Source organism: Amycolatopsis sp. NPDC004625 (genome assembly GCF_040609695.1).
GTDB lineage: Bacteria > Actinomycetota > Actinomycetes > Mycobacteriales > Pseudonocardiaceae > Amycolatopsis.
On sequence record NZ_JBEXKX010000064.1, the window covers coordinates 1 to 19504 of the forward strand.

Below are 19504 nucleotides of genomic sequence, written 5' to 3' on the forward strand. Positions count from 1 at the left end.
GCCTGCACGGGGCCCCCACCCCCGCTGGGGACCTCCGGGCGCCGTTGGGCGGCCCGCCCCCCCCGCGCCGGGCGCGCCGGCGGGCGGCCGCCGGCCCCGGGCCGTGTAACCCCCTCCCGTATCGACGAGCGTAGGCAACGCTTCGCCGAATACTGGGAGGAACTCTTGCGGTACAAGCACATTGCGGCCGGACTGACCGCCGCGAGCCTGCTCACGCTGCTGGTCACCGGGACCGCCGACGCCAAGAGCCGGCGCTGCGGTCCCACCTACGAGCAGGACGGCCACGGCAGCCTGGGCACGTCGTTCACGCTGAAGTCCAAGCACGACGACGACGGCCCCGGCGGCTCGTTCGTCGTGGGGGAGGAGTTCGAGATCCACACGAACATCGCCGGCCAGCTCTGGACCATCACCTTCGCCGACAACGGCAAGGTCTTCTTCACCGGCGACGACGTCTCGACCACCACGGGGATCCGCGAGCAGCACGCGACCGCCAACCAGCCGGGCGTCACCCAGCACATGACCGCCGACGCGCTGAACCACGCCACCGGCGAGACCATCCACGGCTTCGTGGACGTGCTCCCGGTGCCGGCCTGCGGCGGCTGACCCGCGCGCCGCGGCTGGGGCCGCCCTCAGCCGCGGCGGCGCAGCTGCGACCGTGCCTCCGCGTCCAGCGGCCCGGCCCGTTCGGCCAGCCGTGCCCCGATCCGCTCGCGGTCATCCGCCGTCTTGTTGCCGCCGAACTTGAACTTCGCCCGGACCCCGGTGATCGTGAACTCGATCCCGCGGATGCCCGGCAGCAGCCGCCGGTCCGGGGCCTCGGCGCCGGCGCTCACCGGCGCCCGGGCGCCGTCCGGCTCGAAGTGCCGCAGCTGCTTGTCGAGCAGGGTCGCTTTCGCCGCCGGGTCGTCGACCAGCCGGACGTCCCCTTCGAGTTGCACCGTCGCGTAGTACGACGTCGGCACGCCGTACGCCGGGTCCGCGTCCGTGTTCCAGTCCGCCCGGATGTAGGTGTAGTCCCCGACCACCGCCAGCAGCGCCCGAGGGTGCTCTTCCAGCAACGGCCAGATCGGGTTCGGGCGGGCGAGGTGCGTGACGACCGTGCGGTCGCCGTCGAACGCGAAGTGCGCCGGCGTCACCACCGGGAGGTCGCGGCCCCGGCCGCCGGCGATCAGCTGGCCGAAGTCGTGCGAGGACAGCCACTCCCGCCACTCGGCATCGGAGGCGGCGTCCCACGGGTGGATCAGCATGACCCGAGTATCGCCGACCGGAGTGGCCTCGTCAGAGGGCCAGTTCCGGGCTACTTCTGATGGCCACTTTCGGCGAGTTCGTCTTCCGCGAGGATCTCCGCGACGGACTTCCGCCGCTGCGTCGGCGCCTCGGAGGCGTCCAGCGCCCCGCCCGGCTTCAGCTCGCGGACGGTGAAGTACAGCCAGCCCAGCAGCGCCATCGCGCCGAACGCGATCCACTGCAGCGCGTAGGACAGGAACGGCCCCGAGTCGGTCTGCGGCAGCGGCAGCGCGCCGAGCACGCCGGGCTGGCCGACGTCGAGCTGGAAGTACCCGGGCCGGATGTCGATCCGGCCCGCCCGCGCCACGACCCGCGAATCGACGACGTAGCTCTGCAGCTGCCCGCCGGTCGAGGCGTCGGCGAACGCGTCGCGGTTCTTCGGGTCGGTCTCGTTCGCGCGCACCCGGGCCGTCACGGAAACCGTCCCGGCCGGCGGCGGGGCGAACGGCAGCGCGCCGGACTTGCTGTCCAGCCGGACGTAGCCGCGGTCGATCAGCACGACCGTGCCGTCGGTGGTCCGCATCGGCGTCAGGACCTCGAACGCGCCCTCGCCCTGGACCGTCCGCAGCCGCGCGACGACCTCCTTGTCCGGCAGGTACCGGCCGGTGATCGACACGAGGTGCCACTCGGTGTGCTGATCGGGCGCGCTCCCCGGCGGCAGCAGCTGCGCCAGCGGCAGCGGCGCGGCGGTGAAGGAGGCTTCGAGCGCGGAGTTCTGCTGCTCGCGCTCGGTGTTGCGGCTGAACTGCCACGGCGAAAGGAGGGTGAAGCAGCAGACGGCGAAGGTGAACACCACCGCCGTCAGGGCCAGCCACCCGGGCCGGAGCAGGAACCGCAACCGCACCCCACCACGGTAGCCCGTGCCGCCGGGCGGGCCGTGACCCCTACCTCCGCGAACGCACCCAATCCAGCAAACCGGGCACCGCGCGCTCGATCATGCCGAGGACGTCTTCGAAGCCGTCGTCACCGCCGTAATAGGGGTCCGGGACCTCCGCGCCCTCGGGCGCCGACGGGTCGAACGACCGCAGCAGCCGCACCTTCGCCGGGTCGTCGACCCGCGACCGCAGGAAGCCGAGGTGCCCTTCGTCGGCGGCCAGCAGGAGATCGGCGGCGAGGTCCTCACCGGACACTTCGGACGCGACGTGCGACGTGGGATAGCCGTGCGCCTTCAGCGTCGCGCGGGCGCGCTTGTCGGCGGGCTCCCCGGCGTGCCACGGGCCGGTACCGGCACTGGTCACGCGCACGGCGTCGCCGAGCCCGGCCTCCTCGAGCCGCGCCCGGAAAACCAGCTCGGCCATCGGAGAGCGGCAAATGTTGCCCGAGCAGACGAAGACGATGTGCGTCACACCCCGAGCCTAACCACCGCCCCCGCCACCCCACCCCGGCCGGCCGTGACCGGAGGGGCATCACACGTGATCAGCCGGGCATCACGCGTGATCAGCGGGGCATCGCGCGTGATCAGCGGGGCATCACGCGTGACTGAGCGGGCATCGGCCCGATGCCCCTCCAATCACATGTGATGCCCCTCCAGACACACGTGATGCCCCTCGGGTCACGTGTGATGCCCGCGAAGGGCGTCGGCGCGGGCCGTGTGTAACCGGCGGGTTCACCCCGTCACCCGCCCGCTCGGCGGTATCCGTGGCCTGCGGCGGCCACTTAGCGTCGGTCGGGCGAGGACGCGAACCGGAAGGAGAGCGATCATGCACGGGTGCTGCTCGAAGTGCACCGGCCAGGGCTGCGGCTGCTGCGGCAACTGCAACTGATCCCATCCGGCGCCCGCGGCGGCCCGCCGCCGCCGCGGCGCCCCTGCCCGGAACCGGCCCGCACCGCCGCCGGGTGCGTGCATGCCAAAATCACCGGATGCCCGCGCTCGCCGAAATCATCACCGTCCTGGAACGGGCGTACCCGCCCGCGCTCGCCGAGTCGTGGGACGCCGTCGGTCTCGTCTGTGGCGACCCCGGCGAACCCGTCAGCCGCGTGCTGTTCTGCGTGGACCCGGTCGCCGAGACCGTCGACGAAGCCGTCGAACTCGGCGCGCAGCTGATCGTCGCCCACCACCCGCTGCTGCTGCGCGGCGTGCACGGCGTGCCCGCCGACACCGCCAAGGGCGGTCTCGTGCACCGGATGATCCGCGGCGGCATCGCCCTCCTCTGCGCGCACACCAACGCCGACTCGGCTGACCCCGGCGTCTCCGACGCCCTCGCCGCGGCCATCGGCCTGAGGGTGACCGGCCCGCTGGAGCCGAACGCCGACGGCGTCACCGGCATCGGCCGCCTCGGCGAACTGCCCGAGCCGGAGCCGTTCGCGGTCTTCGTCCAGCGCGTCGCCGACGCCCTGCCCGCGACCGTGCCGGGGGTGCTCGGCGCGGGCGACGCGGACCGCCCGATCCGCACGGTCGCCGTCTCCGGCGGCGCCGGCGACTCCTACCTGAAGCAGGCCACCGCGGCCGGTGTCGACGCCTTCGTGACCGCCGACCTGCGGCATCACCCCGCCGGTGAGCACCTCGCGGGCCGCGGCCCGGTGCCCGCGCTGGTCGGGCTGACCCACTGGGCCAGCGAGTGGCCCTGGTGCGGGCAAGCCTCGGCGCTCGTGGCGGAGGCGTTTGCGGGTAGCGTTGACGTTCACGTGTCCACGCGGTGCACCGACCCGTGGACCGTCCGCGCCGAGCGCACATCTAGCTAAGAGGAGCACCGTGAAGGCCGAACCCGCCGTGCAGCGCCAGTTGCTCGAGCTCGCCAAGGTGGACGCCGAGCTCTCGCGCACCGCGCACCGCCGCCGCACCCTGCCGGAGCTGGCCGAGATCGACGCGGGGGAGAAGACCGTCCGCGAGCGCCGCGACGCGCTCGTGTCGGTGGAGACCGCCGCCTCCGACCTCGACCGCGAGATCGCCCGGCAGGAGAAGGAGATCGAGTCGGTGCGTGCCCGCGAGGAACGCGACCGCAAGCTCCTGGCGTCGGGCTCGGTCAACTCCAAGCAGATGACCGACATCGAGCACGAGCTGCAGTCGCTGGAGCGCCGCCAGAGCGCGCTGGAGGACGACCTGCTGGAGCTGATGGAGCAGCGCGAGGCCCTCGGCCTGGACGCGCAGCGCACCGGCGCCGAGGTCGACAAGGCCGAGGCCGAGGTCGCCGCCGCGATCGGCCGCCGCGACGAGGCGTTCAAGGACCTCGACACCACCCGCGCCCGCCGCACCGAGGACCGCGAGAAGCTGGCGCCGCGCTTCCCGGAACCGCTGCTCAAGCTGTACGAGCGGGTCCGCGAGCACAAGGGCATCGGCGCCGCCCTGCTGCGCGCCCGCCGCTGCGGCGCCTGCCAGCTGGAGCTCGACCGCAACACGGTGAGCGAGATCAAGGCCGCCCCGGAGGACGACGTCATCCAGTGCGAGAACTGCGGCGCGATCCTGGTCCGGACCTTGGAGTCGGGTCTGTGACGTCGCACGTCATCATCGAGGCCGACGGCGGCTCCCGAGGAAACCCGGGGCCGGCCGGCTACGGCGCCGTGGTGAAGGACAGCGACGGCGAGGTCCTCGCCGAGCGCAAGGAAAGCCTCGGCGTCGTCACCAACAACGTCGCCGAGTACAACGGGCTGATCGCCGGCCTGGCCGCCGCGGCCGAGCTCGGCGCGTCCACTGTGGACGTCCGGATGGACTCGAAGCTCGTGGTGGAGCAGATGTCCGGGCGCTGGAAGATCAAGCACCCGGACATGCAGCCGCTGGCCGAGCGGGCCAAGGAGCTGGCCGCGGGCTTTTCCCGCGTCGCGTACGAGTGGATCCCGCGCGCGCAGAACTCCCACGCCGACCGGCTGGCCAACGAGGCCATGGACGCGGCGGCCGGCAAGCCGGCCCTGCCGAAGCTGCCGACCCGCAAACCGGACCGCTCCACGGTGGCCTGGACCGGCGCGAAGGGCACCTCGACCCGGCTGCTCCTGCTGCGCCACGGCCAGACCGAGATGTCGGCGCTGCGCCGCTACTCCGGCCGCGGCGACGTCCCGCTCACCGAACTGGGCCGGTCGCAGGCCGCCGCGGCGGCGAAGCGGCTGGCCGCGACGGACGGCCTGGTCGTCGACGGCGAGGCCGTCCCGATCATCTCCTCGCCGCTCACCCGCACGAAGCAGACCGCGCAGGCCGTCGCCGACGCGCTCGGCGGCCGCGTCGAGACCCACCCCGGCCTGATCGAGACCGACTTCGGCGAGTGGGAGGGCCTGACGTTCGCCGAGGCGGCCGACCGCGACCCCGAACTGCACCGGTCGTGGCTGGGCGACAGCTCGGTGCCGCCGCCCGGCGGCGAGAGCTTCGACGTCGTCCACCGGCGCGTCCGCAAGGCCCGCGACGAGCTCATCGCGCAGCACGGCGGCAAGACGTTGGTGCTGGTCAGCCACGTGACGCCGATCAAGACCCTGCTCCGGATGGGCCTCGACGCCGGACCGCAGCTGCTGTTCCGGTTGCACCTGGACCTGGCGTCGCTGTCGATCGTCGAGTTCTACCCGGACGGGAACGCTTCGGTCCGCCTCGCGAACGACACCTCGCACCTCGGCTGACCGGGGAAAATGTGGGGTGGATCACGCTCAACACCGACGCGTGGCGGACCCCGGATGGGGTATTGGCTACAGTGTCTCGACCGCGTCGCCGCGGTGGCGGATCCGCCGACGGATCCACTCAGGGGGCGCCAGCTCGCGCGTATCCCACCGGCAGAAGCCTGCGGGCGGAACAGTGACGAGGACATGACGGCTAGCGCACTCACCGAGACCTCACCGAGCGACGTCCCCGAGGACCCGGCCACCACCACGGCCACCCGCGGGTGGGGCGCACGCCTGGCGCCGGTGCTGGCCGTGCTCGCCGGCGTCGCGGCGGTCGCCGTCCACGCCACCCGCTACGGCCACTGGATCGTCGACGACGCCGCCATCACCTTCTCCTACGCCCGCAGCTTCGCCGACGGCCTCGGCCCGGTGCTGCAGCCGGGCGCCCCGCCGGTCGAGGGCTTTTCCGACCCGACGTGGATGGTGCTGCTCGGCCTCGGCAAGCTCGTCGGCCTCTTCGACCACGGTTCGCTCTTCGGGCTCCCGGACTACGTGCTGTTCCCCAAGGCGCTCGGCCTGCTGTTCACCGGCGGCGTCCTGACGGCCTGCTACATCGCCGCGAAGCAGATCTTCACCCGCTTCGCCTGGCTGGTGACGCTGATCGCCGGCCTGACGCTGGCGACGATCCCGTCCTACGTCATCTGGGTCGTGTCCGGCCTGGAGAACTCGCTGTTCGCGTTCGCGGTCGTCACCCTCGGCGTGACGCTGTTCGTCTCGGTGAAGCGAGACAAGCTGCTGACGCCGAAGGTCGCGCTGTGGGCCGGGGTCATGGTGGCCTTCGCCGCGCTGACCCGCCCGGAAGGCCTGATCTACGCGGGCGCGTACCCGCTGGCGGCGTTGTTCCTGCTGCGCGGCGGCCTGTTCTGGAAGAGCTTCCGGCTGGCGCTGCTGTCGGTGGCGGCGTTCGCGGTGCCGTTCGGCGGGTACGTCCTCTGGCGGCATTCGGAGTTCGGGCGGCTGCTGGCCAACCCGTCGGTGGCGAAGCAGCAGGGCCTGCCCGGGTTCGACGCCGTCAAGCGGCCGTTCGAGCTGGTCGGCTACGCGGGCTGGGCCGGTGTCGTCGTGCTCGCTCTGGTGATCGGGTTCGCGCTGGTCAAGGCGCCGTGGCGGCGTTCGCTGGTCGCGTTGCTGGTGCCGCTGGGGCTGGGGATCGTCGCGTACGGCGTGATGGTGGCGGACTGGATGTACCAGCACCGGTTCGCCAGCCCGATCTGGCCGCTGGCCGTGATCGCGGGCACGCTCTCGGCGGGTGAGCTGCTGCGGCACCGGCAGGCGTTGCTGCGGGTCGGCGTCATCGTGGTGCTGGTGGGGGCGTTCGTCCCGTCGGCGGTCGGCTTCGCGGCCGCGGCGGACAAGTTCGCGAAGAACCCGAACATCACGGCGTGCCTGGTGGCCGACCGCTTCGGCCGCGGCTTCAACACCTACGCCGACATCCTGGGCCTGCAGAAGGCGTCACTGCTGCTGCCGGACCTCGGCGGCTCGTCGATGACCAGCCGGCTCGAGCTGGTCGACATGGCGGGTCTGGTCAACAAGCCGATCGCCGACCTGGTGCACGACAACGACCTCGCGGGCCTGCGCAACTACGTGTTCGACACGGTCAAGCCGACGTTCATCCACTCGTGGGGCCCCTGGGCGGCGGGCAACGGCATCGCGCTCGACTCGCGGCTGGACCGCGACTACGTGCTGATCTATTCGTCCCCGATCGAGGGCCTCCGCAACGGCGACTGGGTCCGCCGCGACGCGATCACGGACCAGGCCAAGCTCAAGGCGGCCCAGGACTACGCGGCCAAGACGATCCCGGCGGTGGCCGCGGACCGCTTCGGCGGCCCGCTGGACGACTGCGGCGCGACGATGAAGCCGGGCCAGACGATCACCATGCCCAGCTGATGCCCGCCTGATCACGCGTGATGCCTGTCCGATCACGCGTGATGCCCGGTCAGGAGGCCAGGCCGAGCCCCAGCCAAAGCGCGACGGTGGCCGCGGCCAGGCACAGCGGCGTCGTGAGGGCGCCCAGCGCGTGGAAAGTCCGGGCCGAGGGTGGCTTCGGGAGCGTCCGGCGCCACAGGAGGGTCGCCAGCGAGCCGAGGTAGGTCGCGTTCGGGCCGATGTTCACCCCCAGGAGCACCGCCAGCAGCACGCCGGGCGCCGGGTGCGGGCCCAGCACGGACAGCAGGATGAGCGTCGCCGGGAGGTTGTTGACCAGGTTGGCCAGCAGCGCCGCCACCCCGGCCGCCACCAGGAGGTCGAGCAGGCCGGTCGACGACGGCAGGATGTCGCGCAGCAGGCCGCCGAGGACGTGCTCCGAAACGGCCTCCACCACCACGGCGAGCCCCAGCACGAACAGGCACAACTGAGGCGCCGCCTCGCTGACCAGCTGCCACGGCCGGATCTTGCCCTGCGCGAGCGCGCGCACGCCGAGGATCAGCGCGGCCAGCGCGGCGATCCACACCGGCTCGACGTGCCCGAGCTGCCCGACCGCGAAGCCGACGAGCGTCAGGCCGAGGATGACCAGCGCGAACGTCGGCGTCTCGAGGTGCTGACGCGGTTCGGGCGTTTCGCGCGGCCGCAGGTCGGCGGCGAAGAACCGCAGGAAGACGACCAGTTCGATGGCCAGGGTGACCAGCCACGGCAGCGCCATCAGCGCGGTGAACCCGGCGAAGGTCAGCCCCGACGAGGCGAAGGCGAGCAGGTTGGTCAGGTTGGAGACGGGCAGCAGCGTCGACGCGGAGTTGGCCAGGTGCGCGCAGGCGTAGACGTGCGGCCGGGCGGGCAGTTCCAGGCTGGTCGCCGTCGCGAGGACGACCGGGGTGAGCAGCACGACGGTGGCGTCGAGGCTGAGGATGGCGGTGACCCCGGCCGCGGCGGCGAAGGTCAGCACGAGCAACCGGCGCGGCCGGCCGTGGCACGCCTCGGCGAGCCGGTTGCCGAGCCAGGCGAAGACCCCGTCCACACTGGCCAAAAAGGACAAAAGGAGGATGGCGGCGAGAAAGCCCAGTGTGGGCAGGATTTCCACGGCCCGCTGCCCGGCGGCGCCCGGTTTGACGAGCCCGAGCAGGAGGGCGATACCCGCGGCGGGCACCGCGGCGACGGCCTCGGGCCAGCCGCGCGGCCGGACGATGGCGAAGACCAGCACCGCGGCGAGGAGCACCAGGCTGCCCGCGCCTGCCCAGAAGTTCACCTGTTCACGCTAAACGACGGCCACGCGCGCGGATCCGGCGGCCGCGACGACCGGGGAGCGGACCGGGTCAGCGACCGTCCACACGCGACGAAGACTTCGCCAGCGCCCCACCGAGTTCCGCGCGCCCGGGGATGCCGAGCTTGCGGTACGCCCCCGACAGGTGCAGCTCCACCGTCCGCCGCGTGAGGTGCAGGGCCGTCGCGATCTCGCGGTTGGTCAGGCCCTGCGCCGCCATCACGGCGATGCGGTTCTCCTGGCGGGTCAGGCCGTGCTCGTTGTCCTTCGCCGGCGTCAACGCCCGCCGCGACGACCGCAGCTCCTCCGCCGCCCGCCGCGCCAACGGCCGTGCGCCGCAGTGCTCGCTCAGCTCCACCGCCTGCCGCAGTGTCTCGATCGCCTTTTCGGACTGGCCGTGACGCGCCTGCAGCGTGCCCAGCTCGGTCAGCGCCGTCGCCAGCTGCAGGCGGGCCGGCGACGAGCGCAGCGTCGTGATCGCCTTCTGCAGCGCCCGTTCGGCTTCGTCGTCCTCGCGGACCAGCCCGAGCGTCGTGAGCGCCGTGCCCAGCGGGCGCGGGGCACCCCAGCGGGCGGAGGCGTTCATGTCCTCTTCCGCCAGCCGCGCCGCGTCGTCGGTCTGGCCGAGCGCGAGCGCCGCGCGCGCCGCGTGCGCGCGCCACGGCACGAACCCGGGGAACCGCATGCCGTGGTGGGCCAGCCGCCGTCCGCAGCTGAGCAGGTCCTCGAACCCGAAGCGCGTGTAGCCGGTCGCGACGCGCAGGCGGCCCCGCGCGTACAGCAGGTACGTGTGCGTGAACAGGCCCTGGCTCGCGACGAAGTCCATCCGGTCCAGCAACGACGTCGCCGCCTCGAACCGGCCGAGGTCCACCCAGCACTCGACGAGCTTCGCCGCGCACAGCACGCCGACCGGGCACGTCGTCGTCCCGCCGCGCTCGTCGAACCGGCGCAGCAGCGATTCGAAGTGGACGCTCGCCCGCTGCAGGTCGCCGCTCGCCTGCAGCGCGATCCCGCGGGCCAGGGTCGGCAGTGCACCGTGCGGCACGTGCACGTCCCACGGCTCGCGCTCGACGTCGAGCACGCGGCAGAGCCGGTCGACGTGCGCCGGCTCGTCCGAGAGCACCGCGGTCGCCAGCGTGAAGAAGTAGTGCTGCTCGAACAGGTCGCCGTCGTCGCCGGTCAGCGCGTCGGCGAAGTGGCCGACGGCGTCCTGTGCGGACTCGCCGCTGCGGACGGCGTCCAGCGCCAGCAACGCCGAGCGGCTCCGCTGGGCCGCCGGGTCGGTCAGCGGCGCCCACTGCTCCTCGAAGTCGCGGAACTCCGGCGGCGGCCCGAGCCGGCTGCCCGCCTCGGCCAGGTAGGTCATGCACAGCAGCGGCCACACCGCGTCCGGCCCGCCGGCGTCGAGCCGCGCCGCGATCTGGCCCGCCGCGCTGATCCCGAGCCGCGCGTCCTGGCCGCCGCAGAGCGACAGCAGCATCGCGGTGGCGATGTACGCGGCCGTCTCGCGGTTGCCGACCGTGTCGACGGCCTCCCGCACCCGCTTGGCCGCGCCGGGCGGGTCGAACTGGAACTCCGCGTGCGCGAGCTGCAGCAGCACGGCCATCCGGCGCCCGGACGTCAGCCGTTCCTCCAGCGCCCGCCGCAGGTGCCGCGCGGCCAGCTCCGGCCGGCCCGAGAACACGGCGTCGCGCGCGCTCAGCCGCAGCACGTCCACCGCCCACGGGATCCGGATCGACGTCGCTTCCAGCAGGTGGGCGGCGACGCGCTCGGCCGGCGCGCCCGTCTCCGTCAGCAGCTTCGCCGCCCGGGAGTGGTTGACCGCCCTCGTCGTCCGCGGCATGTCCTTGAGCAGGGAGTTGCGGACGAAGGAGTAGGTCAGCGTCGGCTGGCTGCTGTTGTTGAGCACGTGCAGCCGGACCATGGTGTCGATGGCCTGCAGCGCGTCGAGCTCGTCGACGCCGGCCAGCTTGGCCAGCAGGTCGAAGGCCGCGTCCTCGCCGAGCACCGCCGCCGCGTGCAGGATGGCGGGCGCGTGCGGGAACTCGTGCATCCGCGTGTGGAGCACCTGCCCGATCAGCGACGAGCCGAGTTCGTGCGGGTCCGCGCCGGGCAGCAGCCGCGGCCGCAGCGCCTGCAGCAGGTACGGGTTGCCGCCGGTCGCCTCGCGGCAGGCGGACGCGAGCTCGCCGGGGGCGAGGCCGAGGATCTCCGCCGCGGCGGCGTCGCCGAGGCCGTTCAGCGTGATCGTGGCCGGCGTGCAGCCCGCCATCTCCAGCAGCGCGACCTCGCGGTGCGGCGGGTGCCCGGTCAGCGACGTCAGGAGGATGAAGACCGGCAGGTCGAGGACGCGGTTGCGGATGTAGGCCAGGCACCGCATGGACCAGGCGTCGGCGAGGTGGACGTTGTCGATGCCGAGGAACAGCGGGCCGCGCGCGCTGGCTTCGCGGACGATCCGGAAGAAGATGTCGAGCGCTTCGCCCTCGCCGGCCGGGCCGCACAGCTCGGTGACGGCCGGGCGCGGCGCCGCACCCGGCCCCTCGAGCGCGTCGGCCAGCTGGCGGACGAGCCCGCCCGCGAGGTGGCTCTCCAGCCGCGACCCGGTGGCGACCGCGACGGTGAACCCGGCGTCCGCGGCCAGCGCCGCGGCGGTCCGCAGGGTGGCGCTCTTGCCCATGCCGAACTCGCCGACCAGCACCGCGCTGGCGGCCGCGCCGCCCAGCGCGACCGGGAAGAGACCGGTCAGGCGGCCGAGTTCGGGCTCGCGGCCGGGGAGCCGCGGGGCGGGACGCTTCGGTACCGAAGCCCCGCTGGCGGGGTGCTCGGGATTTACTTCGGTATCCACCGTAAGGACTTTCATGTTGGGTTGGGGCAGACTACTGGAAACCGGTCGGCCACGGGAGACTCCGCGGCGCGCAACCGGCACCGGCCACCACCTGACCAGGGGAGACGATGGACGCAGTGGATGCGAACCGGATCTTCCCGGTGGCCGGCCGGGCCGCGGACAGGGCCGTGACGGCCACCCCGAGCGCGAGCAGCAGGAGCGGGCCGGCCGCCTTCCGGCGCCGGGCGGCCCCGTCGCCCGGCGGCAGGTAGCCCAGCCGCGCGGCCTCCGCCAGCGCGCCGGCCACCGGGGTGAACCCGGCGACCCGGCCCCGGCAACGGGCGCAGCCGAGCAGGTGCGCTTCGAACTCCTCCGGATCGTCGAGGACGCCGAGCCCGTAGGCCGCGGCGTCCGCGTGCCGCCCCCTCATCGGACCGCCACTTCCCCGAGCGCTTTCCGCAATTGCCGCATCGCCGTGTACAACCGCGATTTGACGGTTCCCTCCGGAATTCCGAGAATTTCCGCCGCCTGCCGAACGGTGTTTCCGGCGAGATAGGTCTCGTAGATGACGGACTGATATTTCGCGTCCAGTTCCCGCAATGCCCGAGTAATCGTTAGTGCTGCTAACGAACTGTCCGCACGGTCGGTGGACTCGGCGTTTTCCGGGATCTCCAGAGCGACCTCCTGCGGGCGGACGCGGCGATTCCTCCAGCCGTCGATGACGATCCGGCGAGCCACCGTGAGCAGCCATCCGCGCAGCATTCCGGGCTCGCGTTCGAGCGTGTCGGAGTGCTGCCACGCGCGGATCATGGTCTCCTGCACCACGTCCTCGGTCCACTGCCGGTCATGGTTGGTCAGGGCCAGGACCTGCGCAAACAGCGTCGCGCGGAAGTCCTTGTAGAGCAACGGGACGAGATCGTCCCCCGTGTCGGGGCCGGTGTCGACCGCCGTGGGGGACGGGGCGTAGCCGACGTGGCCGCGACTTTCTCTGCCCAGTGCTTCCATAAAGCTCGCAACCTCACCTGACTGGCGGACCGTGGGGCTACCGGAGCGTAGCGCAAAAACACTTAATAGACCATATGCATTAGTTTCCCGACCCAATTAGCTGCGGGCCCCGCGTTGCTCACCGTAGCGGGGTTCACAATCTGTCTTGTGATGCACGTCACAGGTCACTAAAAGGTGACGGTGAGAACCGGATCACACCTTCCGCCCGTAGCTGGATATGACGACTCCTTTGCGAAGGGACAACGGGGATGCCGCTCCGATTCGTGGCGTTGCTGGCCGCCGCGACCGCGCTGGTGCTCGGCTGTGCGCTCCCGGCGTCCGCCGGGGAACTGCAGCAGACCGACCGCACCCTGCTGACCCGGCTGAAGCAGCACACGCTGTGGGCCGTGCCGTCGAGCAGGCTCGCCGTCGAGCGTGCGACCAACCGCCGCGTCCGCGCCGTCGCCGTCCGCATCGCCGACGACCAGGCCCGCCTCGACGTCGCCCTGCGCGCGGTCGCCGACCGGCTCGCCGTCACCCTGCCGGGGGAGCCCACGGACCAGGAGCGCACCTGGGCCGACGAGATCGCCGCCGACTCCGGCGACGCGTTCGACCGCGCCTACGTCAACCGCCTCCGCGCCGAGTACGGCACCCTCTTCGGGCTCGCCTCCGACGTCCGCGCCGGCACCCGCGACGACGACGTCCGCGCGTTCGCCCAGACCGCCGTCGACACCTCGCTCGGGCACCTGACGCTCCTGGAGAGCACCGGGCTCGCCGAGACCACGTCCCTGCTCGTTTCCGCCACCGAGGACGACACCCTCGGCGGCGGCGCCATCGCCCTCGGCGCCGTTTTCGTGGCCGTCGCCGCCGTCGCCACGTTCGGCCTGCTCCGCCTGCTCGGGACCCCCGGCAGGACCTCGCCGCGCCCCCGGAGGTAACCCGCCCATGTCCCCCGCAGCCGCGCTGGTCCCGGTGTCCCCCCACGACACCGGGATCGCCGAGGCGGCCACGCTGTCCGGCCGCCTCACCTACCTCTGCATGTGCCTGACGCTGTGCTGGGGCGTCCTCTCCGCCACCGGCTGGGTCCGCCGGTTCAGCGGCCAGGACGCCCTCCGCTCCGGGCACCTGCTGCTCGCCGCGTTCACCCTGGCCACCGGCACCCTGCACGGCCTGACCTTCCTGTTCCTGGAGGACGACCCCTTCGGCGTCGCCGACCTGTTGCTGCCTTTCTACGACGGGACCCCGCGGCACGCGCTGGGCATCGCCGGCCTCGAGCTCGTCATCGCCGTGTCGGTGACGGCGGGCCTGCGCCGGGGCGCCCGCGAAGGCCGCTGGCTCCGCGTCCACCAGCTCGGCTACCTCGCCGTCGGCCTGCTCGCCGTGCACGCCTGGCTCGGCGCCGTCTCCAGCGGGCACCTCGCCGTCGTCTGGCTCGCCGGCATCACGCTGCTCGTCCCGCCGGTGCTGCTGTCGGTCCTGCGCGTGCTCCCCGCGCCCGTGCTCGCCCGCGCCGGGCTCGTCACGCTCCCGCCGGCCGAACCGGGCCCGGAGCCGGCGACCGTGCGCGTCGACGTCGACAGCCAGCGCTGCCACGCCTACGGGGTCTGCCAGTCCGAGGCACCGCAGGTCTTCCGGCTCGGCCAGGACGGGCAGCTCGCCTACGAGAAGCGCCCGGAGGCCCAGCTGGTCCCGAACGTCCAGGCCGCCGCGCGCGCCTGCCCCATGCGAGCCATCCACCTGTTGGGAGCCACCCGATGAGCGAACGCATCGTCATCGCCGGAGCCGGCCTGGCCGGCCTGCGCGCGGCCGAACGGCTGCGCGAACTCGGGTTCGACGGCGAAGTCGTCGTCCTCGGCGCCGAGCCCGACATCGCCTACCACCGCCCGGCGCTGTCCAAGCAGCTGCTGACCGGTGCGGTCAGCCGCGCCGACACGCTGCTCGCCGACCCGCTCGAAGTCGACGCCGAATGGCGGTTCGGCACGCCCGTCACGGCGTTGTCGCCGAACCGGCAGATCGTGCACCTGCGCGACGAGGAACTCCGCTACGACGGGCTGATCATCGCCACCGGCGTCGAACCCCGCCGCATGCCGGGCGCGCCGCACGGCCACCCGCGCGTGGTCGTCGTCCGGACCCTCGCCGACACGATCGCCCTCCAGCGGGCGCTCGCCGCCGCGCCCGGCCCGGTCGCCGTCGTCGGCGACGGCTTCATCGGCTGCGAAGTCGCCTCCAGCCTCCGCGAGATGAACCGGGACGTCGTCCTCTTCGGACGGTCGAGACCGCTGCTGGCCGACGTCCTCGGCCGCGACATCGGCGACTGGCTCACGGCGCTGCACACCGCCCGCGGCGTCCGGCTGGAACTGGGCACCACCATCCGCCGCTGGCGGCCGGCCCCGAACCACGTCGGCCTGGAGTTCGCCGACGGCCGGGCGATCGACGTCGCCTGCGTCGTGGTCGCCGTGGGCAGCGTCCCGGCCGTTTCGTGGCTGCGCGGCGCGAAGCTCCCGCTCGACGACGGCGTCGTCTGCGGCCCCACCTGCCACGTCGTCGGCTCGTCGACGATCGTCGCGGCCGGCGACGTCGCCCGCTGGCCCAACCTCCGCTTCGACGCGACGCCGCACCGCGACGAGCACTGGCTCAACGCCGTCGAGATGAGCCGGGCCGCGGCCCAGAACCTGCTCGCCGGCCCGCAGGGTTCCCCGGCCTACACCCCGGTGCCGCGCTACTGGTCCGAGCAGCACGGCGTCCGGATCCAGGTCGCCGGCCGGCCGTCCATGGCTTCCGACACGGTGTTGCTCGAGTCGCCCGTCCCCGGCACCCGGCCGATCACGGGTTTCGTGCGCCAGGGCCGGCTCGTCGGCCTGATCGGCCTCGACAGCCCGGCCGCGGTGCTGCACTGGACGGCCGAGCTCGCCCGCCAGCACCCGGTCCCGGCCGAACCGCCGCCCGAGGTCCGGCCGCGTCACCACAGCGAGGCGGTGGCCGGGTACTGAGCTACCATCTCGCCTGCGGACGAGCTGGCAGGGCGGTCGCGGGCCGGGGCGACCCGGTCCGAGGAAAGTCCGGACTCCGCAGGGCAGGGTGGTTGCTAACGGCAACCCGGGGTGACCCGCGGGACAGTGCCACAGAAAACAGACCGCCCCCGCCTTCCGGCGGGGGTAAGGGTGAAACGGTGGTGTAAGAGACCACCAGCGTCCCGGGCGACCGGGACGGCTAGGTAAACCCCACCCGGAGCAAGGCCAAGAGGGAGCCTCCGGGCTCCTGCGCAGGCGTTCGAGGACGGCCCGTCCGAGCCTGCGGGTAGGCCGCTGGAGCCTGCCGGCAACGGCAGGCCGAGATGGATGGCCGCCGCCCCGGAAGCCGCGAGGCGACCGGGGAACAGGATCCGGCTTACATGCCAGCTCGTCCGCCTCCACCCCCGTACCCCGAGGGTCGGTTCGCGTACCTGCACGGTCGGTTCGCGTACCCAGGCGGTCGGCTCGCCCGGCCGACCCTCCGGGTACGCGAACCGACTCTCCGGGTACGCGAACCGACCCTCCGGGTACGCGAACCGACCCTCCGGGTGCCGGATTCGTGGTTCCGTCGCGTGGTTACCCGGTAGTAGGGTGCGGGTATGGCGGGTGACGAGAAGCGGTTCAAAGCAGCTTTCGATTCCTTGCACGCGTTGGCGTACTTCGCGCCCGAGGTCGATGCCGCGCTCACCGGGACCGGGCTGCGGCCGGGCCGGATGCCGTACTTCGCGAGCCGGTCCGCGGCCATGGGGGCCGTCGGGCCCGAGGTCGTCGCCGCCACCTTCTACAACTTCAACCCCGAGGTCGTCGCGCGCGTGATCCCGCGCGCCTGGACCCTGGCGACGCCGGAGCAGGTCCTGGACGCGCGTCTCGACGGCGTCGACAAGGCCCTCACCCGGCTGCTCGGCGACCACGTCAAGAGCGACGAGGTCGCCGAAGCCGCCGAGCTCGCGCGCGAAGCCACCGCCGGGTGCACCGGCGAAGGACGGCCGCTCTACGCCGCCCACGCGGGCCTCGCCTGGCCGGGGGAGCCGCACCTGGTCCTCTGGCACGCCGTCACGCTGATCCGCGAGCACCGCGGCGACGGCCACATCGCCGCGCTCGTCCTGAACGGTCTCAGCGGCCTCGAAGCGCTCCTCACCCACGTGGCCACCGGACGCGGGTTCGTCGCCGACGCCGCCAAGCTGACCCGCGGCTGGAGCGACGAGCAGTGGGCCGCCGCGGAGGCCGGGCTGAAGGACCGCGGGATCCTCGACGCCGAGGGCGGCCTGACCGATGCGGGCGCCGCCGTCCGCGACCGCGTCGAGGTCGCCACCGAGGCCGCCGCGCGCGGCCCGTGGGAGCACCTAGGTCCCGAGCGGACGGCCCGCCTCGAGGAGCTGGGCCGCGAGCTCAGCCGCCGGGTCGTCGAAGCCGGCGCGTTCCCGGAAGGCGTCTTCGCCCGCCGCCGGTGAGCCCCGCCGTTCTGGGCGAAGATCAACATAGGCACCGAATGGCTGCGCGGCCGGTTACTCAACGGACGCGTCGTTGGCCATTCGTGTGACGTCGACCCGATGTCAGGCCGCACAACGGCCCCGATGAACACCCACAGTGAACAAATCCTGGGCAATGGGGTGAGTTGGTCAGCGAACTGAGAAGTATGGGTGGCCGGGGTTCAACCCGCGGGTCCTTGCCGCGATGATGGTGGGCGTGGAGTTTCGGGTGTGCGTGACGCGGGTGGGCAAGTTGCGCAAATCCTACGCTCCGCGCTTTTACCACTACCCATCGTAGTCTCCATAATGTTGGTTGAAGCGTCGCCCAGTTCGGACTCGTGTGCTTACACGCGTAGCGCGCGAGGAAGATGGATCCGGATGGACCGGAAGACGGGCAACGCGAGACTGTAGGCCCACGCAAACGGGGCGCCACCTGCTGCAACAGGCGACGCCCCAGCACGACAAATCCGCACGCCACAAACGAGCAGGAGAGTGCCGCATGTCCAAGACTAACGGCAGCAGGGGACGGTGCCCAGACGGGAAGCCCCGTCACACCCCGCGGCGGGGGCCGACCGAGGTGCTCGCGAACAAGAGGTTGTACCGGCGTCTCGCCGACTGTGCGCGCCCCCTCGGCAGGGTCGTACTTGTTCTGGGCGTCCTGACGGCCGCTGGGTGGCTGGCCCGAAGGGCGGATGTGGCCGCGGTGGTGGCACGAACCAGTCGCTCTTCTCGTTCTCCTGGGGAGCCCTCGTCCACGCCCGAGGAGGCGACTCTGCCGGACAACCGGCACGCGGAGGCCCACTCGCAGGCGGAGTGGCGGGCCATCAAGGCGTCGTCGGTTTCGCGCGGTGGCTTGCCGAGCGGGTGTCGCGGTCGTCGTCACGGCCTCGGAGTGGGGCCGTCGTGAACGTCGGAACAGCGTCTTCGCCCGCCGTCGGCCGTGAAACCGGGCAAGATCACGCTATGTAGTGAAAAAGTTGTGAAGTGCTGAGCGCCCCGTGACGGACAGCGGAGGCCGTCAAGATCGACATGGCCGCCGACCGGCGGGAGGGTCGTGACAGAGCGGACTCGCGCGACACGGCCGTTCGTGTCATGCAACACTGTTCCAGGCCGCACAACGGCCACAGTGCAAGTACCCACAGTGAGCAAATCCCGGGCAATGGGGTGAGTTCGTCAGCACACTGAGAAGTATGGGTGGCCGGGGTTCAACCCGAGGGCCCTTGCCGCGATGATGGTGGGCGTGGAGTTTTCGCGTGCCATCTGCACCACGCCGGTTGACGAGCCAGCCGGTCTCTACGCTGCGCACTTTGACCACTACCCCTCGTAGCCCCCATGATGTTGTTCGAAGCACCGCCTGAGCCAGAACCGCGCGGCCCCCACCGCGCACCGGGAGTATCGCGATGATGACCTTGACCACCCTCGACACGCTGGCCGCCGGCGAGCTGGGCACGGGAAACGTGCGCCAGTGGCTGCTCGACAACGTCATCCCCCTGGTGCTGCTGGCCGTCGCACTCCTGCTTCTGTGGCTGGGCGGCGGCAAGGGCGACAACGCCGGTGTCATGCGCCGGCTCGCCGGCGTGGTCATCGCGCTCGCCATCATCGGTCTCGCGGTCAGCGGCGCGGGCGTGAACGTGGGCCAGTGGATCGCCGGCCTGTTCACCGGCTGAGGCGGGCCGCGTGCGCATCAGGACCGATGACGAGGTTTACCGGGTCGACGCCGTGTGGCTCGGCCCCCCGAAAGCGACTTTTCCCTGGAGAGCCCGGTACGTCGCCTGGCTCATCGGCATCCCGACGTTCTTCCTGGTCCTCGGCGTAGAACGCTGGGCCGGGTGGAGCTTCGGGTTCTTCTCGACGGCGTGGGCGTTCGTCGCCACCATCGTGATCACCCGGCTGCTCACGGCCAAGATCAGCCACGAGCGCCCGCTCGGCGCCGTGGTCGCGATGGCGGGGCGCGAGCTCAACACCCCCCGGGAGCGGACCACCGGCACGGGGGGCGCGGTCAGCGCCAGCCGCGTCCGGGTGCGGGCCGAGCGCCCGCTGCCGAAGCACCGCCGCAGGCGGCAGTACCAGCACCACGGCGGCCCGCCGGGGGTAGGCGTCACCCAGGGAGCACCACGAGCGCGCCGGAGCCGGGGCAACCCGGCTCGGGCCGGGAGGTAGT

General features: G+C 72.4%; 18 protein-coding genes and 1 other RNA gene. 12 read left to right on the forward strand and 7 right to left on the reverse strand.

The window, feature by feature from the left end; translation table 11 throughout:
• Positions 1-165: 165 nt before the first annotated feature.
• Positions 166-603 carry a hypothetical protein gene (locus tag ABZW17_RS41365; RefSeq protein ID WP_354826813.1) on the forward strand — a complete coding sequence of 146 codons (438 nt, stop codon included), beginning with the start codon at positions 166-168 and terminating at the stop codon, positions 601-603.
• Between the two features lie 26 nt (positions 604-629).
• On the opposite strand, the gene ABZW17_RS41370 is transcribed toward ABZW17_RS41365, so the two are convergent.
• Genes ABZW17_RS41370 through ABZW17_RS41380 form a run of 3 tightly spaced genes read right to left on the reverse strand, consistent with a single transcriptional unit; the run spans position 630 to position 2633 of the window.
• The gene (locus ABZW17_RS41370) at positions 630-1247 is read right to left on the reverse strand and encodes an FMN-binding negative transcriptional regulator (RefSeq protein WP_354826815.1); all 618 of its coding nucleotides are present in this window, start codon (positions 1245-1247) and stop codon (positions 630-632) included.
• Between the two features lie 50 nt (positions 1248-1297).
• Positions 1298-2131, reverse strand: a complete 834-nt coding sequence (locus tag ABZW17_RS41375) for an SURF1 family cytochrome oxidase biogenesis protein (protein ID WP_354826816.1) — start codon at positions 2129-2131, stop codon at positions 1298-1300.
• Between the two features lie 40 nt (positions 2132-2171).
• Positions 2172-2633, reverse strand: coding sequence for a low molecular weight protein-tyrosine-phosphatase (locus ABZW17_RS41380; protein ID WP_354826818.1), 462 nt, complete (start codon positions 2631-2633; stop codon positions 2172-2174).
• A 514-nt stretch (positions 2634-3147) separates the two neighbouring features.
• Between ABZW17_RS41380 and ABZW17_RS41385 the strand changes: the two genes are divergently transcribed.
• The 4 genes from ABZW17_RS41385 (at position 3148) to ABZW17_RS41400 (ending at position 7749) form a co-directional block, all read left to right on the forward strand.
• On the forward strand, positions 3148-3969 hold the full coding sequence (locus ABZW17_RS41385; protein ID WP_354826820.1) for a Nif3-like dinuclear metal center hexameric protein: 822 nt from the start codon (positions 3148-3150) through the stop codon (positions 3967-3969).
• A gap of 10 nt (positions 3970-3979) precedes the next feature.
• Positions 3980-4717: a C4-type zinc ribbon domain-containing protein gene (locus tag ABZW17_RS41390; protein ID WP_354826821.1), complete on the forward strand. Its 738-nt coding sequence runs from the start codon at positions 3980-3982 to the stop codon at positions 4715-4717.
• Complete coding sequence (locus ABZW17_RS41395) at positions 4714-5823, forward strand: bifunctional RNase H/acid phosphatase (protein WP_354826823.1); 1110 nt, start codon at positions 4714-4716, stop codon at positions 5821-5823. Before ABZW17_RS41390 ends, ABZW17_RS41395 begins: the two co-directional genes overlap by 4 nt.
• Positions 5824-6006: 183 nt before the next feature.
• Positions 6007-7749 (forward strand): hypothetical protein, encoded by a 1743-nt coding sequence (locus ABZW17_RS41400; protein WP_354826825.1) that lies wholly within the window; start codon positions 6007-6009, stop codon positions 7747-7749.
• 49 nt (positions 7750-7798) lie between these two features.
• Here ABZW17_RS41400 and ABZW17_RS41405 read toward each other — a convergent pair whose 3' ends face one another.
• The 4 genes from ABZW17_RS41405 to ABZW17_RS41420 form a co-directional block, all read right to left on the reverse strand.
• Positions 7799-9040, reverse strand: coding sequence for an SLC13 family permease (locus ABZW17_RS41405; protein ID WP_354826827.1), 1242 nt, complete (start codon positions 9038-9040; stop codon positions 7799-7801).
• A 67-nt stretch (positions 9041-9107) separates the two neighbouring features.
• Positions 9108-11900, reverse strand: a complete 2793-nt coding sequence (locus ABZW17_RS41410) for an AAA family ATPase (RefSeq protein WP_354826829.1) — start codon at positions 11898-11900, stop codon at positions 9108-9110.
• Positions 11901-11931: 31 nt separating this feature from the next.
• Complete coding sequence (locus ABZW17_RS41415) at positions 11932-12309, reverse strand: hypothetical protein (RefSeq protein ID WP_354826831.1); 378 nt, start codon at positions 12307-12309, stop codon at positions 11932-11934.
• A complete protein-coding gene (locus ABZW17_RS41420; RefSeq protein ID WP_354826833.1) occupies positions 12306-12884 on the reverse strand; it encodes a sigma-70 family RNA polymerase sigma factor in 579 nt (192 codons plus the stop codon). The genes ABZW17_RS41415 and ABZW17_RS41420 overlap by 4 nt, the downstream gene beginning before the upstream one ends.
• Before the next feature lie 248 nt (positions 12885-13132).
• Between ABZW17_RS41420 and ABZW17_RS41425 the strand changes: the two genes are divergently transcribed.
• From ABZW17_RS41425 to ABZW17_RS41455, 7 genes are all read left to right on the forward strand, one after another.
• Entirely contained in the window at positions 13133-13801 is a 669-nt protein-coding gene (locus ABZW17_RS41425; protein ID WP_354826835.1) for a DUF4142 domain-containing protein, read from the forward strand.
• A 7-nt stretch (positions 13802-13808) separates the two neighbouring features.
• Positions 13809-14621, forward strand: a complete 813-nt coding sequence (locus ABZW17_RS41430; protein WP_354826837.1) for a ferredoxin — start codon at positions 13809-13811, stop codon at positions 14619-14621.
• On the forward strand, positions 14618-15853 hold the full coding sequence (locus tag ABZW17_RS41435) for an FAD/NAD(P)-binding oxidoreductase (protein WP_354826839.1): 1236 nt from the start codon (positions 14618-14620) through the stop codon (positions 15851-15853). The genes ABZW17_RS41430 and ABZW17_RS41435 overlap by 4 nt, the downstream gene beginning before the upstream one ends.
• Positions 15854-15873: 20 nt before the next feature.
• Positions 15874-16269: RNase P RNA component class A (rnpB, locus tag ABZW17_RS41440), an RNA gene on the forward strand.
• Between the two features lie 204 nt (positions 16270-16473).
• On the forward strand, positions 16474-17325 hold the full coding sequence (locus ABZW17_RS41445) for a hypothetical protein (RefSeq protein ID WP_354826841.1): 852 nt from the start codon (positions 16474-16476) through the stop codon (positions 17323-17325).
• Positions 17326-18743: 1418 nt separating this feature from the next.
• Positions 18744-19010, forward strand: coding sequence for a hypothetical protein (locus ABZW17_RS41450; protein ID WP_004562703.1), 267 nt, complete (start codon positions 18744-18746; stop codon positions 19008-19010).
• A 10-nt stretch (positions 19011-19020) separates the two neighbouring features.
• Entirely contained in the window at positions 19021-19503 is a 483-nt protein-coding gene (locus ABZW17_RS41455) for a hypothetical protein (RefSeq protein ID WP_354826843.1), read from the forward strand.
• Position 19504: the final 1 nt, after the last annotated feature.